The organism is Streptomyces sp. NBC_01410, from assembly GCF_045040195.1.
Classification (GTDB): domain Bacteria; phylum Actinomycetota; class Actinomycetes; order Streptomycetales; family Streptomycetaceae; genus Streptomyces.
In genome coordinates this window covers 7,770,066-7,786,563 of sequence record NZ_CP109530.1, presented here as the reverse complement: position 1 = coordinate 7,786,563, position 16,498 = coordinate 7,770,066, and the positions used below count along the sequence as shown (strand labels likewise).

At 70.9% G+C, this 16,498-nt stretch carries 10 protein-coding genes and 1 pseudogene; 7 read left to right on the top strand and 4 right to left on the bottom strand.

What is annotated here, in order from left to right:
* The first annotated feature begins 77 nt into the window (after positions 1–77).
* The 5 genes and pseudogenes from OG741_RS35355 to OG741_RS35335 form a co-directional block, all read left to right on the top strand.
* On the top strand, positions 78–1,202 hold the full coding sequence (locus OG741_RS35355) for a hypothetical protein (protein WP_405604526.1): 1,125 nt from the start codon (positions 78–80) through the stop codon (positions 1,200–1,202).
* Positions 1,183–4,125 carry an ATP-binding protein gene (locus OG741_RS35350; protein WP_405604524.1) on the top strand — a complete coding sequence of 981 codons (2,943 nt, stop codon included), beginning with the start codon at positions 1,183–1,185 and terminating at the stop codon, positions 4,123–4,125. The genes OG741_RS35355 and OG741_RS35350 overlap by 20 nt, the downstream gene beginning before the upstream one ends.
* A complete protein-coding gene (locus tag OG741_RS35345; protein ID WP_405604520.1) occupies positions 4,122–5,255 on the top strand; it encodes a trypsin-like peptidase domain-containing protein in 1,134 nt (377 codons plus the stop codon). The genes OG741_RS35350 and OG741_RS35345 overlap by 4 nt, the downstream gene beginning before the upstream one ends.
* Before the next feature lie 32 nt (positions 5,256–5,287).
* A complete protein-coding gene (locus tag OG741_RS35340; RefSeq protein ID WP_405604518.1) occupies positions 5,288–6,352 on the top strand; it encodes a trypsin-like serine peptidase in 1,065 nt (354 codons plus the stop codon).
* Positions 6,353–6,401: 49 nt separating this feature from the next.
* A pseudogene (locus tag OG741_RS35335) lies at positions 6,402–7,009 on the top strand (glycosyltransferase); the annotation flags it as partial.
* A gap of 65 nt (positions 7,010–7,074) precedes the next feature.
* On the opposite strand, the gene OG741_RS35330 reads toward OG741_RS35335, so the two are convergent.
* On the bottom strand, positions 7,075–7,860 hold the full coding sequence (locus OG741_RS35330; protein ID WP_405604516.1) for a VOC family protein: 786 nt from the start codon (positions 7,858–7,860) through the stop codon (positions 7,075–7,077).
* A 621-nt stretch (positions 7,861–8,481) separates the two neighbouring features.
* On the opposite strand from OG741_RS35330, the gene OG741_RS35325 reads away from it, so the two are divergent.
* A complete protein-coding gene (locus OG741_RS35325; RefSeq protein WP_405605956.1) occupies positions 8,482–10,173 on the top strand; it encodes a S8 family peptidase in 1,692 nt (563 codons plus the stop codon).
* 192 nt (positions 10,174–10,365) lie between these two features.
* A complete protein-coding gene (locus OG741_RS35320) occupies positions 10,366–13,281 on the top strand; it encodes an AAA family ATPase (RefSeq protein WP_405604514.1) in 2,916 nt (971 codons plus the stop codon).
* A gap of 28 nt (positions 13,282–13,309) precedes the next feature.
* On the opposite strand, the gene OG741_RS35315 is transcribed toward OG741_RS35320, so the two are convergent.
* The 3 genes from OG741_RS35315 to OG741_RS35305 all read right to left on the bottom strand — a co-directional run bounded on the left by OG741_RS35315 (position 13,310) and on the right by OG741_RS35305 (position 16,496).
* The gene (locus OG741_RS35315) at positions 13,310–14,710 is read right to left on the bottom strand and encodes a hypothetical protein (RefSeq protein ID WP_405604512.1); all 1,401 of its coding nucleotides are present in this window, start codon (positions 14,708–14,710) and stop codon (positions 13,310–13,312) included.
* Between the two features lie 199 nt (positions 14,711–14,909).
* Entirely contained in the window at positions 14,910–15,725 is an 816-nt protein-coding gene (locus OG741_RS35310) for a thioesterase family protein (RefSeq protein WP_405604510.1), read from the bottom strand.
* A gap of 99 nt (positions 15,726–15,824) precedes the next feature.
* Positions 15,825–16,496 carry an SRPBCC family protein gene (locus tag OG741_RS35305; protein WP_405604508.1) on the bottom strand — a complete coding sequence of 224 codons (672 nt, stop codon included), beginning with the start codon at positions 16,494–16,496 and terminating at the stop codon, positions 15,825–15,827.
* Positions 16,497–16,498: the final 2 nt, after the last annotated feature.

Genomic DNA, 16,498 nt, shown 5'->3' with positions numbered 1-16,498 from the left:
GCACATACCGGGTGGAAGCATGACAACTAGGAGATCGTCCGTCTCATGCTCCGAAGGGGCGGCTGGGCAGGTGTGGCATGCCGTTGGCCGACACGGAATGGGACCTCGTGACCATGTGGGTACGGGAGTATCTTCTCGACACCACCGACCCCCACACTCAGCTCGTCCAGTACGGTTTCGCCCCGGAATTCGTCGCCGCTCTGCCGCTGACGGCGGTCAGCGCGGAGAATGCCCGCGCACTGGTTCAAGCGTCACGCAAAGACATCCAGGAGCAGCTCAAGCTCGTTGAGGTCGTCGCCGCAGTCGACAGACTCAGCGTCCTTCCGGAAGTCTCCAAGGCTCTGGAATTCCAGGACCGGCTGCGCGAGGACTACCGCGTCCACGCCTCGCAGGACAATTTCCGTACCTGCGTCCTCAAGAACGGCACCGAGGTCTTCATCGACCGGCAGAACCTGCGCGAGACACTGCGTCAGTTCGTCGACGACCCGGAGAAATCCGTGCTGCTGGTCGACGGCGATCCGGACAGCGGAAGGTCCTACACGTACAACCTCATCCGCCATATCGGGCAGCACTACGGATTCCGGCCGGCCCGGGTGACCCTGTCGCACACGTCCACCGCGGACAAGGTGGTCCGCCGGCTCGCGGAATTCGTCGCCGACCCGCGCGCGGGAGTCTCACCGCTGAATCCCACGGAGCTCAACGACCAACTGCCGTCGATCGACGATGCCGTGCACTGGGTCGTCGGCCGGGCGACCGCCGTCGAGGACCGCTTCTGGCTGGTCCTGGACGAGTGCGACAAGCTCGACCCCAGCTCCGACGTGTGGGACTTCATCGGGCAACTGGCCCTCGCCATCTACGAGCACGCGGCCGTACGAGGCGACCAGGCACCCCGTCTGGTCCTCCTCGGCTACGGGCCCTCGATGCGCCAACTCCCTTACGACCTGCGGGGAAGCATGTGCTGGGACACCGCCCGGGCCGCCGAACCCGCCGATCTGCGCAGGTTCTTCGACCAGTACTTCCACGAGTCCCCTCCCGGTTTCCTCGGCGGCGGACCGCCCGACGAGGCCACGATCACCGAACTCGTGGACGTGGCCGTCCAGGAGGTCCTGCGGGCCGCGGAAACGCGCACCGGCACCGAGAGCTACATGAGGAGAATCTGTACGGCGGCAGAGGGGGCGATCCGTGTCTACCGGGCCCTCTGAGGCGGGGAAGGTCTTCGCTGCCCGCCTGCGCCAGGAACTCAGCGCAGGCGAGGACGGTTCCCGGGCCGTCCCGGACTCCCGCGCGACCTATCGGGAGGCCGCCTGCCTGCTCACCCGCTTCGACCCCATGCTGCTCCGGCTGCCCGGCGAGGATCACGCCACCGGCGACGCGGTCCTCGAACTGCTCGACGACTGCACGACCATGGGCATGGGCATGAAGGCACGAGCCGTATGGACCCTCAAGGCCGATGCCCGCGATCGGGCGCTGCGTTCTCTCGCCGGTCCGGAGACCGCGCGGCGCGCGCTGGAGTGCAATCTCGACCAGTTCGAGGACCAGCCCGGGCCGGAACGCATTTGCCTTACCTATCTGTCGGGCAGCCCGCACCAGCCGGCCGAAGAGAACGCGACCGAACTGGCCGACACGCTCCAGGCCGTGCTGTGGCTGTCGCGCGTGCCGGGCATGACCGGGCTGCCCGACATCGGTGAACTCCAGCGCACACTGGAGCGCGCCCGGCTCCTGCAGCCCCTCGAACGCCTCGTGCAGCAACCGTTTCAGGGGCGGAGCCGCGAACTCGACGAACTGCGCGACTACGTCGGCACAGCGTCCGACTCCGCCACGCCCGTCCCCCCACTGGTCATCCATGGACCCGGCGGCATGGGCAAGAGCACCCTGCTCGCCAAGTTCCTCCTCGACAGCATCCACGAACGCGAGAGCAGCTTCCCCTTCGCGTACATCGACTTCGAGCGGCCCACACTCTCGATCCACGAACCGGTCACGCTCATCGCCGAGTCCGCGCGGCAGCTCGGCATCCAGTACCCCGCTCACCGTGACGAGCTGGAGGCACTGGCGTACGAGTGTCAGCAGACGGCACGCGGTCAGCGGGAGGGACAGGACCGGGTGACGCAGCTGCACGAACTCGCCACCACCAGGACTGTCCTGGGCCGCAGTTCGTCCCAGGAGTTCCAGCTCCAGGCCACAGAACGCGATACCGACCTCATCCGGCGTACCGCGGACCTGCTGATCCGGGTGGTGGAGGCGGCGGGCCAGAAGAACCCGCCCTTCGTCCTCGTCATCGACTCGTTCGAGGAAGCCCAGTACCGGGGTTCACCCGTGATGGGCAGGCTCTGGCGTATGTGCGTCACGTTCCAGAGCGTCTATCCGGGGCTGCGTGTCGTCGTCTCCGGGCGTGCGCCCGTCGACCATCCGGCACGGACCGTGACACCGCAGGACATCGAACTCCACGAACTCGACCGGGAGGCCGCCATCAGCCTTCTGACGGCCTGCGGAGTCACGGACCGGGAGATGGCGGGGATGTGGGCCGACCGTGTGGGCGGTCACCCCCTCAGCCTGAAACTCGCCGCCCGGGCCGTCACCCTCGCGGGAGGCGAAGCCGAGTCGATGGGCGACCTGATCAGCAGCATGCCCGCCCGGCGCCGGCAGTTCACCCGCCGCATCGACCGGATGCTCATCCAGGGCATCCTGTACGACCGCATCCTCAACCACATCGCGAACCAGGACGTACGCCGTCTCGCCCATCCGGGCCTGGTGCTCCGGATCATCACTCCCGAGATCATCAAGGATGTCCTGGCCGAGCCCTGCGGACTGCCCGTGGAGAGCCTCGACGACGCCCAGCTCCTCTTCGACGAACTCTCGCGCCTCGACCTCGTCGAACCGGCCGGCCCCGGTGCCGTACGGCACCGCGGCGATGTCCGCGCCATCATGCTGCGCCTGCCGGGCAGTGACCGCACCGACGTGATGCGGACGATCGAGCGGCGGGCCGTCGCGTACTACGCCGCACGCGAGGGCCTGGAGGCGCGCGCCGAGGAGATCTATCACCGGCTGCGCCTCGAAGAGAACCCGCGTTCGGTGGAGGAGCGGTGGCTGCCCGGCGTCGAGCGTTTCCTCGTCGGGGCGCAGCAGGACATGACCCCCAGGTCCGCGGGCCTGCTCACGGCCAGGCTCGGAGGCGGAGCCTCCGACCATGTCCTCGAGGGCGCCGACCAGGAGGACTGGGAGCGGATCGCCGCTCGTGAGGTCGAGGACCTGCTGGCGCAGGGCTTCCCCGAGGCGGCGCTCGTCCGGCTCGGCGAACGCCGGCCGTGGACACCGTGCAGCCCCCTGCACTCCCTGCTGGCCGAGACACTGAGCAGACTCGGACGGGGGGCGGAGGCTCGGGGGACGGTCTCGCAGGCCGTCAGCGCCACGGCCGGCGCGGGATGCGCCGAGAGACAACTGGAACTGCTCCTGCTGTCCGCCCGCCTCGCGGAGGAGGCGGGCGACGTGGAGAGCGCGGGCGGCGACCTGCGGGCGGCGGAGGACATCGCGGTGGACCTCGGGCAGGATCTCGAAGCGATGGGAGCGCTGCTGGCCCGGGCCCGGCTCGCCGCGGGTGCCGACGTCCCCGATCGGGAAGCCGACAGCCGGCTCTCCGAGGGGCTGCGGCGCCTGCCCGACGCCGTACTCGCCGACCAGCCCGCACTCGTACGCGCCGTCGCCTCGCAGATCTACCCGCAGGACCCCAACGCGCTCGAACACGCGCTGGACGTCGTCGGGTTGCCCGGGGACGACGAGGCGCTGGAGACCCTTGGGGCGGCCATGCGCCGTGCGGCCGCCCGCCAGCCACGACTGCTCGGTGCGCTGATGGACATCCTCGGCGATGCCGCGGACCCGGACGAGCCGCACGCGGGGACCGGCCCCACCAGCACCACCGAAATCCTGCGCCTGGCACGCGACCGCGGCACCCTCGACACACTCACCCAGCGACTGCTGGCCCTGCCCGACGCGAGCGGTGAGATCGTGGCCGGGGTGGCCGCCGCCATGGAGGTGGGCGCGACCGGGCTTCCGCCGAGTTCCACGGACCGCACGGCGGAGCGGAACAACGCGAGCGAAGGGAACGGCCCCCCGCGGCCTGGTCGGTCATGAACGCATATCTCTCGGCGGACGAGATCGTCCAGGTGCGCGACGCCGCCCTGGAGACCGGGCTGGCCGACCCGATGGTCCGGCCGCTGCTGTTCGACGGGATCATGCCCAAGTACCGGGGCACGCTGCCGATGCTTCCGGCGCCCGGGCGGCAACTGCACTCGGACCTCAACGAGATGAACCGTGTCGAGCGGCTCGTCGACGGTTCCGTACCGCTGGAGATCTGGCTCCGCAACGCCATCGCCCAGACGACCGAAGCCGAACCGCTCGCCCTCCTGCAGCGCACCCTGGACGATGTGGCGCGCAGCGCGGGAGGCGAGCCGGACATCATGGCGGGCATGCCCGCCCCGGACATCCGGGAGATCAAGGAGGAGATCGTCCACCGCGACGACACGGTCCCCTTCGACTTCCTGCGGGGCGGCGACCTGGCGGGCACGGCGGTCGCGCGTATCAAGGTTCCCCCCTTTCAGGGAGGGGCCCCGCTACAGCCCAACGGTTTCCCGCACTCCGGCACGGGATGGCTCATCGCCCCGGACCTCCTCATCACCAACCACCATGTGGTCAACGCCCGGTCCGGCACCGGCTCCGGACGGCCCCGGGCCGATGCCGAAGACCTGCGCCTGCAGGCACAACACGCGCGGGCGCGCTTCGACTACGACACGGACGACGTGGAGACCGAGGAGGCCACCGTCAGCGAACTCGTCGCCGCGGACCCGGAACTCGACTACGCGATCGTACGGCTGAGCGCCGAGCCCTCCCGGCCGTCGCTGAAGCTGGCGGAGCAACCGCTGTCGGTCGCCAAGGGCGACGTCGTGGCCGTCAACATCATTCAGCACCCGGGCGGACAGCCGAAGCGGGTCGCGCTGCGCAACAACCTCGTCTACGCGGCCGACGGGAGCGACGTGCGCTACTTCACCGACACCCGAGGCGGCTCCTCCGGATCGCCCGTGTTCACCGACGACTGGAAGGTGGTGGCACTCCACCGGGGCACGCGGCGGGTGGAGGACGTGATGTTCCAGGGCAGGACGACGGCTTTCGTCAACGTCGGCACACAGATGGACACCATCATGCGCCACCTGCAGGCGAAGAGCCCCGAAATCCATGCCGAGATCGAGAAGGCACAACACGACTGAACAACACCGCTGAGGAGACTGAGGAGGGCGATATGGGCAGCCGGAGCAGATCACCGGTGGCGACCGGTCCCGAGCAGGTCTTCACCGATCTGCGCGAGGTCGCGCAGCGCGTACGGGAGGGACTGTGGCAGGAAGTCCCCGAGTCCTCGGAGGAACTCCCCGCCGAAGAGCAGCCCTCCGGGCAGATATCCCAGTTCGCCCAGCAGGAACGGGACCGCGTCCTGTCGGCGGGCGCAGACGGTCTGGAGAAGCTCGCCGAGGGGCGCGAGGACGAGATCAGCGACGACGAGTCCTTCGGTATGGAGGCGATCGTCCTGCTGGAGGGCAGACCCGCCATCCTCGTCCAGAACCAGGACTTCGCCCCGCAGGACGGCGACTGGGCGGTCCTGGACGGGCATCGGGCAGAGATCCGCGAGTCGATCGCGCGCGTCGGCCGGGTCGAGGTCTCCGGACACGCCAGCCTCGACTGGATCGGCACGGCCTTCCTCGTCGGCCCGGATACCGTGATGACGAACCGTCATGTGGCGGCTGAGTTCGCGCGCGGTGACGGCACCGGCTGGACGTTCCAGCAGGGCATGAGCGCCCGGATCGACGTGGCGGAGGAGTACGGAGCGCTCCCGGCGATCAGCGAACCGGCGTACGAGATCACCGAGGTGATCGGCATCCACCCGGACGTCGACATGGCGCTGCTGCGCGTCGCCCCCGCCGCGGGTGGCACCACGCTGCCGACCCCGCTCGCGGTCGCCGCCGACGCGCCCGCGGATCTGCCCGGACGTCCGGTGTACTGCGTCGGTTATCCGGCGTACGACGGCCGTCGCAACGAACCGGAGTCGATGCGCAGAATCTTCATGGACATCTACAACGTCAAACGTCTTCAGCCCGGCACCACCACGGAGCTCCGGCCCGAGCAGACCGTGATGATGCATGACTGCTCCACACTGGGCGGCAACAGCGGCTCCCCCGTCTTCGACCTCACCGATCACCGCGTCCTCGGCCTGCATTTCGGCGGCCGCTACGGCTTCGGCAACTACGCCGTGCCCCTCTTCCAGATGGTCGACGACCCTCTGCTGCACCGAGCCGACGTCAACTTCGTCTGAACCTGGGCGGGGCTTCGGCGCGCGCTGCGGGAGCCGTGCCCGCGGCCCCCCGCCATACTGGCGCCTGGGTCTGCGCATCGCCGGCTACTGGTGGCCCCACGATCCGGCCACCGCGCAACTCCCGTCCGCTCTTGGCGACTTCCTCGCTTCCGGCCCGCCCCCTGTCTTCGTCGGCCTGGGCAGCGCGACCGTGCCCGACCCCGACCGGGTCAGCGCGACGGTCGTACGCGCACTGCGGGCGCCGGCCTGCGCGGAGTGATCCAGTCCGGCTGGAGCGGACTGCACGCCGACGGTGCGGACATGCTCACCGTCGACGAGGTTCCGCACAGCGCCCTGTTCCCCAGGATGGCGGCAGTGGTCCACCACGCGGGCGCCGGAACCACCGCTGCGGGCCTGCGCGCCGGTGTCCCCGCCGTGCCCGTCCCCATCCAGTTCGACGAGGCGTTCTGGGCCGCCCGCCTGGCCTCGCTCGGCGTCTCACCCGGCCCGGCCCCGCTGCGCCGCCTCACCGCGGCCGCGCTCACCACGGCGCTGGTCAGGGCCACCACCGACCCTGCGTACGGGCACCGCGCCCGAGCTCTGGCCGCACAGCTCGGCGCGGAGGACAGCGTCGGCCCCGTGCTCGCCGCCGTCGGCGGCAGACAGCCCGCGCCGTAGGGCTCGCACGGCTCACCGGGCGGCACCGCCTCACCCGGTCGGGGCCGCGCGGTGAGCCCGGCGGGTCAGGCGGCCGCGCTGCGGATGATCGCCAAAGCTGCGCCGAAGGGGTCCATGAACATCGCCAGGCGGCCCACGCCCTCCGCGTCCATCGGCGGGATGAGCGTCGTGGCCCCGTGCTCCGTGGCCTTGGCGAAGGTGGCGTCGACGTCGGACACTTCGAAGTACGGGTGCCACTCCGAGCGGGAGCCCGCTTCGAGGTTCTCCTTCGGGAGCTGCATGATCCCGCCCTGTGTGGCCTCCTGGCCGCCGCCCGACGGGGAGACGACGCTGTAGGTGATGCCCGCGAAGGGCATGTCCTCGTAGTCCCACGAGAACACTGAGCGGTAGAAGCCCTTCGCCGAGGTCGCGTCCGTCGTGTACAGCTCCGTCCAGGACAGGGTGTTCACATCGGCGACCGCGCCCAGGCCCTTGGTTTCGCCGGGCTGCCAGACCGCGAACTCCGCGCCGGTCGGGTCGGTGAACGCCGCCATCCGGCCCTCGGTGAAGACATCCCCGGGCGGGACACGGACGGTGCCGCCGGCCTGTTCGACGGCCTTTGCGGTGGCGTCCGCGTCGGGCGTCAGGAAGTACGGGGTCCACGCGGAGGACGCGCCCTCTTCCGTGAGCGGGCCAATCGCCGCGACCGTCTTCCCGTTCACCTGGAAGAAGCCGTACCCCCCGGCATCCGGTCCCAGACTCTGCAGCTGCCAGCCGAACACGGCTCCATAGAAGGCGGCGGCCGCGTCGACGTCAGGACTTCCCAGGTCGATCCAGTTCGGAGCGCCCGGGACATATGTGGTGGTCAGCATCGCAATTCTCCTCCCGCGGGTGCGGGGTGGATGTCGGATGTGTCGGTCGGCTTCAGCATGCCAGCCGTCACTGACAATTCGCCGTTCCGCGCGCCATGACACCCTGCCGCGCGCACGGCGTGCGAAGTGTGGCGTTATCGCCCCACATGGCCCGACGGACCGTCAGCCCCGGAGCCGCGTCCCGGCCTCGCCCCGACCCTCCCCGTGACCCCCACCGGGGGTGACAAGGGTTTTCCCCGTATCGAGTTCATCTCCGCGTTCCCTACTGTCTGCCGCACCGGCGGATCTCATCTTCTGACCCTTAAGTGTCAGGTGCATGTAAATCATGGGTTTCCGGCCGGTGGCGGCCCTTGACCAGGGGCCGTCGCACGGGCGGCGGCGCACGGGCACACCCGACCCAAGGGCACCACGGATCGCACCCCCACAGCGAACCGTGGTTCCCGCGCCGCCGCCCGCGCTCCGCACCGTCAGTGGAAAGGGAACACCTTGAACGGTTCCAGACGGAGACTCATATCCGTCGTGGCCGCGAGCGCGACGATCGCCGCCGTCGCCGCGACGTCGTCCGTAGCACTCGCCGCCACCCCGTCACCCTCGCCGAAGCCGGCTCCGGCCGCCCAGGCGATGACCTCACTGCCGACCGCACCGGTCGAGAAGGTCATCGTCACCTACAAGGCCAAGACGGCCGAGGCCGGCTCCAACGCGGCGGCCAAGACCGACGCGACGGCCAAGGGCGCCGAAACCGGCGAGAGCCTGTCGTTCGAGCGCAGGCTCGCCGGCGGCGCCGCCCTGATCGACCTCGGGGGCGAGACGTCCAAGCAGGACGTCGCCGAGGTCATGGCCGCCTTCCGCGCCGACTCCTCGGTCGCGTCCGTGGAGCCCGACATCCGTGCCTACGCGATGGCGGTCACCCCGAACGACACCGAGTACACCAAGCAGTGGGACCTGTTCGAGGCCACCGGTGGCATGAATGTGCCCGGCGCCTGGGACAAGTCCACCGGCAGCGGTGTCAACGTCGCCGTGATCGACACCGGCTACGCGGCCCACACGGACCTCGCCGCCAATGTCATCTCCGGCTACGACTTCATCTCCACCTCCGCGGACGCCCGCGACGGCAGCGGCCGCGACAGCGACGCCAAGGACGAGGGCGACTGGAACGCCACGGACGGCGAGTGCGGCACCGGCTCCAAGGCGAGCAACTCCTCCTGGCACGGCACCCACGTCGCGGGCACCATTGCCGCAACGACGGGCAACAGCAAGGGCGTTGCGGGCATCGCGTACAACGCGAAGATCCAGCCCGTCCGGGTGCTCGGCAAGTGCGGCGGCTCATCGGCCGACATCGCCGACGCCATCACCTGGGCGTCCGGCGGCACCGTCCCCGGCGTCCCGGCGAACCCGACGCCCGCCAAGGTCATCAACATGAGCCTCGGCGGCGCCAGCTCCACCTGCCCCAGCGTCTACCAGAACGCCATCAACGGCGCCGTCTCGCGCGGCACCACGGTGGTCGTCGCGGCCGGCAACAGCAACGCCAACGCCTCCGGGTTCACCCCCGCGAACTGCGCCAACATCATCAACGTGGCGTCCACCAGCCGTGAGGGCAACCGTTCGTTCTACTCGAACTACGGAAGCATCGTCGACGTCGCCGCGCCCGGCGGTGAGACCCGCCGCGCCACCGACACGCCCGGCACCGTCACCACCCCCGAGAACGGCATCCTCTCGACGCTGAACTCCGGCGCGACCACCCAGTCGACGGAGAACTACAAGCCCTACCAGGGCACTTCGATGGCCGCCCCGCACATCGCCGGGCTCGCCGCGCTGCTGAAGTCGGCCAAGAGCACTCTCACCCCGGCCGAGATCGAGGCCGCGATCAAGAGCAACGCCAGGCCGCTGCCGGGTACGTGCACCGGAGGCTGCGGTACCGGTATCGCCGACGGCACCAAGACCGTGAACGCGGTCACCGGCACCACCGGCGGCACGACCTTCACCAACGCGACGGACGTGTCGATCTCGGACAACTCGACCTCCACCTCGTCGATCGCGGTCACCGGCCGCACGGGCAACGCCCCGGCCGCCCTCAAGGTCGCCGTGGACATCAAGCACACCTGGCGCGGCGACCTGGTCATCGACCTGATCGCCCCGGACGGGACCGTGCGCAACCTGAAGGCCTCTTCGGGCTCGGACAGCGCCGACAACGTCCTCGCGACGTACACGGTCGACGCTTCCAGCGAGGTCGCCAACGGCACCTGGAAGCTCCAGGTCCGCGATGTGGCATCGGGTGACACCGGCTACATCGACAGCTGGAGCCTCACCTTCTGAACCACCCCGAATTACTGCATCATCGCTGGTCAGGGGCGCGTCCGCGGTAGCTCACCGCGGGCGCGCCCCGCCGCCTGTCCGAGGCCCGTTGTCCGCATGCCGGACACCGGGCCTGGACTGTGCGGGCTTGGTTCGTATTCTCTGCACACGTGGGCAGGGGGTCCGCGCACGCCGGAAGGTGGTGGTGGGCACGTGACAACAGCGGCGTACCGGCCTGCGCCGGTCGGGCGGGTGGAGCTCCTCGCCCGGCTCGAACGGGTCCTGAACACCCGCGGGCGCGCCCTGCTCACCGGCCCTGCCGGGGTCGGCAAGACGGAGGTCGCCCTGGCCACCGCCGCCCGCGCGGAGTCCCGCGGCGAACGAGTGCTGTGGCTCGCCACGCTCCCCGCCGACCGGGACATACCGGGCGCCGCAGCCGCAGCCCTCGTCGCCTCCATATCGGCGAGCGTGTCCTGGCCCGTGCCCGGGACGCACGGCCCCGCAGCTCCCGACAGTCCGGGCGGCTTCGACATCCTCGAAGAGCTGCCCGGTCCGCAGCGGACCGCCGTCGCCATGCTGTGCCGCGAAGCGCCCATCCCCGACGGCGGCTGGGATCCCATCGCGCTTCGTCTGGCCCTCGCCCAGATCCTGCGGACCCTTGCCGCGCACGGCCCCGTCCTGCTGGTCGTCGACGGTGTCCAGCGCATCGACGCCGACAGCGCCGACCTGCTGCGCTTCGCCCTGCATCTGGCCCCCGCCGCGCTGCGGGTCATCGCCGTCGAGACCCCGGCGGCGTACGGGTCCGACCCGGCAGGGGCCGCTGTGCCGCAGCCGGACATGGCGGGCCCTGAACCCCTGTGGGTGCCCTCCGAGGCCGATGTCCTGTTCGTGTCACCGCTGCACGCCGACGAGATCGCCGAACTCCTCATCCACCACCGGCTGCCGTCCCGGATGGCCGGGCGCATCCACCGGGCCAGCGGCGGCAATCCACGGCTCGCGCTCGCCGTCGGCCGGTCCCTCGCCGACGCGCGCACGCCGGTGCACCACGCCGAGACGCTGTCCCTTTCCGGCCGTGCGCGCGATCTCGCCCGGCAGCTGCTGGGGGCCGCCTCCCCCGCCGTGCGCGGCACGCTCCTGCTGTCCGCGCTGGCGCTGCGGCCGACGGCGTCACTGATCCGCCGCGCGGGCCGCCTCACCGCCGAGGCCGACCTCGCCGCCGCCGAGCGGGCCAATCTGATCTCTCTCAAGGAGGACGGCAGGGTCGCCTTCACCGCCGGGGTGCTGCCGTCCACTTTGGTGCACGACGCCTGCTGGACCGAGCGCAGCGACGGCCACGCGGCGCTCGCTCGAGTCGTGGACGACCCCGTCGAGGCGGTACGGCACCGGGCTCTGGCCACGGACATCCCCGACGAAGGGCTTGCGGCGGAGGTCACGGCGGCGGCCGAGACGGCGCGGCGCCGCGGAAACAGCGCGCTGGCCGCCGAACTCGCCCTGCTCGCGGCCGAGTCCACCCCCGTCGGGCTCGGTGCGCAGCGGATCACCCGGCTCGTCGACGCTGCCGAGGAGGCGGCCCGCGCGGCCCGCGCGGATCTGGCGATGCGTGCCGCGACCGATCTCCTCGCCCGCGACGCCGCGCCGGCCGACCGGGTCCGCGCGCGGCTCGCGGTGCTGGACACGGCCGGGCAGGGGCTGAGTGACCTCGACGAGATCTACGTACACGCGATGGAGGACTCCGAGGGCGACACGGCGCTGCGGGCTGCCGTGCAGCTGCGGCTGGCGGTGAAGTACGTGCTGGCGGACGGCGATCCCGTACGTTCGCGGGCCGCGGCCGTCGACTCCGCCGCGCTCGCCGGATCGGTGGGCGACCGCAAGACGGCGGCCAGGGCGCTGACCGTGCAGGCGCGGATGGAACGGGTCCTCGGCTCGCCGGACGCGGAGCGGATTCTCGCGGAGGCGCGAGCCCTGGAGGTGTTCGAGCGCCCGCTCGGAATCCGTAACGCCGCACAGATACTGACGATCCGCCATGCCTTGTTCGACGACCGTCTCACCGACGCCCGCGACCAGCTCAACGCCCTGCTGCCGCTGGTGGAGCGCCGGGGCCCGGTGGAGGACGCCATCGAGCTGTTCCATACGCTCGCGGCCGTCGAGGCCCGGCAGGGCCAGTGCGCGGCGGCGCTCGCGCACGCAGGAAGGGCCCTCGCGCTGACGCTGGAGGCCGGTCTCTCGCCGGGTCCCGCCTGGTACACGCTGGCTCTCGCGGAGACGGCGGGCGGCAGCTTCGCCCGCGCCGCCAGCTACGCCCGACGCAGCGTCCAGGCCTCCGAGGAGGAGTGCGACCACGTCTTTCTCTCCCGCAGTCTGTACGCACTGGGCCGGGTTCAGCTCGTCGCCGGCGATGTGGCCGACGCCCTGGAGACCCTGCGCCGGGTCCAGGCCGCCGAACACGCCCAGTCGACCATGGACCCGTCCATGCTGCGCTGGCACGAGGAGCTGGCCGAGGCCCTGCTGGCGAACGACGCACCGGAGGAGGCCGCGAGCCTGCTCGGCGAAGTACGGCCGGTGGCCGAGCGCCTGGGCCGTACGACGGTGCTGCTCGGCTGTGACCGGGCGTACGCGCTGTACCTGGCCGCGAGCGGCAAAGCAGAGGAGGCGGCAAGCCTGCTCACCCAGACCGCCGACCGCTTCGACATGGCGGGCCTGCCCCTTGAGCGCGGCCGGGCGCTGATCGCACTCGCGCGGGTCGAGCGCCGCCGCCGGCGGCGGTCGGCCGCTCAGAACGCGCTCCATTCCGCGGCCGCGGTCTTCGAACGGGCGGGAGCGTCCCCCTGGCTGGCGCTGGCCGCGGAGACCGGGTCGTCGCGGGCGACCGAGCCCGACACGGCCCGCGGTGGCGCCCCCGCCTCCCTCACGGAGGCGGAGCTGCGCCTCGCGCTGCTGGTCCGCGAGGGGGCGAGCAACCAGGAGGCGGCGGCCAAGCTGTACCTCAGTGTGAAGACGGTCGAGGCGCGTCTGACCCGCATCTACCAGAAGCTGGACGTCCGTTCGCGCGCGCAGCTGGCGACCGCCCTGAATGCCTGGCCGGGCCACCGCGCGGCGGCGGAATCCGCGGACGGCCCGGCGGGAGGCTGATCCCGCCGGGCCGTCCGTGGGGCGTGGGTCAGACGAGGGCGCCCTTGCCCTGTGCCAGCGTCCACTCCTTGTGCAACGCACCCAGCGGGATGCGGTGTTCGAAGATGGGCGTGCCGAAGATGGAGAGCTGAAGTTGCAGCCACCCCGCCAGGTCCACGCCGCCGTATATCTTCCAGGCTCCCACGACGGACCCGGGCGTCGCCGAGGCACTGACCTCGCCGCGTACGTACGGAGCGAGATCCGCGGTGACGCCGACCGCGCCGTACAGACCGACCGACGCCTCGGCGCCGAGGGCCGCCTTCACCTGACCGGCCGCTGTCGCCTTTGCCCGCACCGGAGTGCCGGTGATGTCGGAGGTGCTGACCGGCTTCCAGCCGCCCGCCTTCGTGTAGCTGCCGCCGATCCGGAAGCCGCCCTTGAGGTCCTGCTTGACCTCGACGGTGACGGTGCCGTCGCCGGCCACCTGGACATAGGCCGTGAGGTCGAGGTTCACCACGACCGGCACGGGCCCGACCTGGATCACGGGATCGGCGTGCAGCTTGGCGAAGGGAATCCGCACCGGCTTGCCGCCCGCACTCGCCTTGCCCTTCAGCTCCCACTGGGACGTCCAGTCACCGGTGAGACCGATGAAGGCGGAGTCCGGGGTGAAGGCGGAGGACCCGTCGTACGAGAACTCGACCTCGGGGGCGAGCTGCACAAAGCCCGAGACCGACGCCGCGCCCGACACGGGAGCGCCCTCGGTGACCGGGAGCGGGACCGAGGCCCCGACATCGAGCCGCAGGCTTCCCAGGGGCACCTTCGCGCCCTGGGGACCCACATGAATGTTCCCGGTCTTGGCCCAGGAGACCTTCACTCCCTTGACCAGCGGTTCGACGCCGACGCTCGCCGGGTCGACGGGCACGGTCCCGTCGGCCTTGTCATCACCGAGCAGTGCGCCGAGCGTCGACGGCTCGGTCCTGACCTCGGTGCCCTTCTCGGTCTTTCCGGCGACGCCGGTGACCTTGGCGAGCAGCCCGTCGGGGGCGCCGGGCGCGGGCCCGCTGGCGATGATGTCCCCGACGGCCGGGGTTTCGTCGGCCGGTGCGGTCGAAGGCGACTTCTCCGGAGCGGTCGTCGAAGGCGACTTCTTCGCAGTGGATATGACGGCACGTCGACTGCCGCGGTCGTACGAGGCGACCTTGAGCGGTGACTTCTTCGCCCCGCCTCCGCCCGCGCGGGCGACGGCGGTCGGCTTCCCCTGGGGGGCGGCGGACACGTCGAGCTGCCGCGAGGGGCCGGGGTCGGGGGTCACGGCGCCGGTGGGAACCGGCCCTTCGGCGCCGGCGGCGGCCGGGGACGAGTCCCCGGTGCCGGCCGAACACCCGGAGGCGAACAGGGAGATGGTGGCCAGAGCAGCAAGAAGGGCATGTCTGGCGGACTGCTTACGCACGTGGGAATCCTCGGAGCGTGTGTTGGGGGATACGCGCAACAGGAAGGGACTCGCGAGTACCCGCGAGTAACAACCGGCCCGACGATCCCACACACATCGCGGCCGAAGCCAAGATTCACCGGAACCCCGGCAATGAACTGCGTCACATCTTCAACACGCGGCCCTGGCAGGCAACTTCGGGATCAGCCTACCTTCGGGATCAGCGTTCGGTGACGAGCAGAGTCTGCAGGATGCGGCCGCAGTCGCCGGCGCTGTCATCGAGCTGTCCCACGGCCAGCCCGGATCCGCCAGGGCTTGCCGCCGTCGCCGAGCGCACGCAGAGCCATTCGCCGACCGGCTCGCGGTGCAGGGCGAGCGTGACGTCCGTATTGATCACGAGCCGCCGGTGGTGGTCGAGTTCGAAGCCGACCGCCCAGTTGCTGTCCGCCAGGGTGAGCGCCCGGGTCAGCGGAGTGTCCTCCTCGCCGGCCACCAGCGGGATGCGCTGCCGCGCCCACACCGTCCCGGGGCCGGGCGTGTCGAATCCTTGCCCCGGTTCGAATCGCCACTCCATGGCGGAGACATAACCGTCGAGGTGAGCACCTTTCATGGTCCGCGGCGGCTGCGGCCCGGGCAACGCAGGAGGGCTGGGTTCGGGGCGCAACGAGGGGGTGTCAGCCGGACTGGCGATCATCCGCCAGGCCCGCGCCAGCAGGACCGGCTGCCCGTCGGACGTGATCTCGCCTTCGAGGAGTTCGACGCGCCCGCCCGAACGCACCGTCCGTACATCGACCTTCAGCTCGGCCACGGGCACCGGACGGGGCAGCTCCAGCGTGATGCGCGCGATCCGGAAGCCCTCTCGGGGCGTGTGCCGCCCCATGGCCCGGCCCAGCAGCGCGGACGGGGGCCCGGCATGCTGCGTCTTCGGGCTCCACGGCCCCGCGGTGGCGGTTGTGCTCTCGTATCGGCCCTGGCCGAGACTCCGATAGAAGGCCTCGGGCAACTCACTCGCGTCGGGCGTGGCATCAGCAGTCATATGTGAACTCCGAATCGGTGGCGCATTCCTGGGGTTGATTACTACCCGGTACGTGCCAGCGAGGTCCACGCGGTCACCACACCGTTTCCCGCGGATCGGTCAGCATTTCCTGCGGATGAGGATGACGGCCAGTACGGCGAGGGCCGCCGCAAGAAGGACTCCCGCCGCGCGCTTGGCGACCGGGAAGCCCGCCGTACGCAGGAGATCGATCGGCTCGGCCTCACGGTTTCCGGCGCCCGCGACCACGGCGGCTTCGGCGGCCTGTTCGCCTTCGGTCCTCGCGTCGGCTCGCTGCGGTGTGCCGGCGGGCGCGCCCCCGGCCGGTTCGGGTCCGGCCAACTGCTGGGCCAGACAGTCCGCGAACCGGCCGATGAGCTTGTTGCCCACTTCGGCCATGACCCCGCGGCCGAACTGGGCCGGCCGTCCGGTGATCGTCAGATCGGTCACGACGACGACGGCGGTCGCTCCGTCGCGATCGGCCAGCGTTCCGGTCACCGTGGCGCTTGCCGTGCCCTGTCCGCGGACTTCCTTGCCCTTGGCGGCGAGGACGATCCGGTGCGCCGACTCGTCCTTCTCCTGGAAGGTGGCGGTGCCCCGGTAGGTCACGGTGACGGGGCCGACGCGCACCTTCACGGCTCCCTCGATCGTCTCGCCGTCGAAGTTCTCGACAGTGGCGCCGGGCATGCAAGGGGCGACCCGCTCGATGTCGAGGAGGACCCGCCATGCCTCGTCGACCGGGACAGGGACGGTGAACGCGTGCTGCAGTTCCATGC

Excerpts from the sequence above, each read along its gene's own strand:
- OG741_RS35340 (WP_405604518.1), top strand. The coding sequence starts at position 5,288 with ATGGGCAGCCGGAGCAGATCACCGGTGGCGACCGGTCCCGAGCAGGTC.
- OG741_RS35310 (WP_405604510.1), bottom strand. The coding sequence starts at position 15,725 with ATGACTGCTGATGCCACGCCCGACGCGAGTGAGTTGCCCGAGGCCTTC.
- OG741_RS35345 (WP_405604520.1), top strand. The coding sequence starts at position 4,122 with ATGAACGCATATCTCTCGGCGGACGAGATCGTCCAGGTGCGCGACGCC.
- OG741_RS35305 (WP_405604508.1), bottom strand. The coding sequence starts at position 16,496 with ATGGAACTGCAGCACGCGTTCACCGTCCCTGTCCCGGTCGACGAGGCA.
- OG741_RS35325 (WP_405605956.1), top strand. The coding sequence starts at position 8,482 with ATGACCTCACTGCCGACCGCACCGGTCGAGAAGGTCATCGTCACCTAC.
- OG741_RS35330 (WP_405604516.1), bottom strand. The coding sequence starts at position 7,860 with ATGCTGACCACCACATATGTCCCGGGCGCTCCGAACTGGATCGACCTG.
- OG741_RS35355 (WP_405604526.1), top strand. The coding sequence starts at position 78 with ATGCCGTTGGCCGACACGGAATGGGACCTCGTGACCATGTGGGTACGG.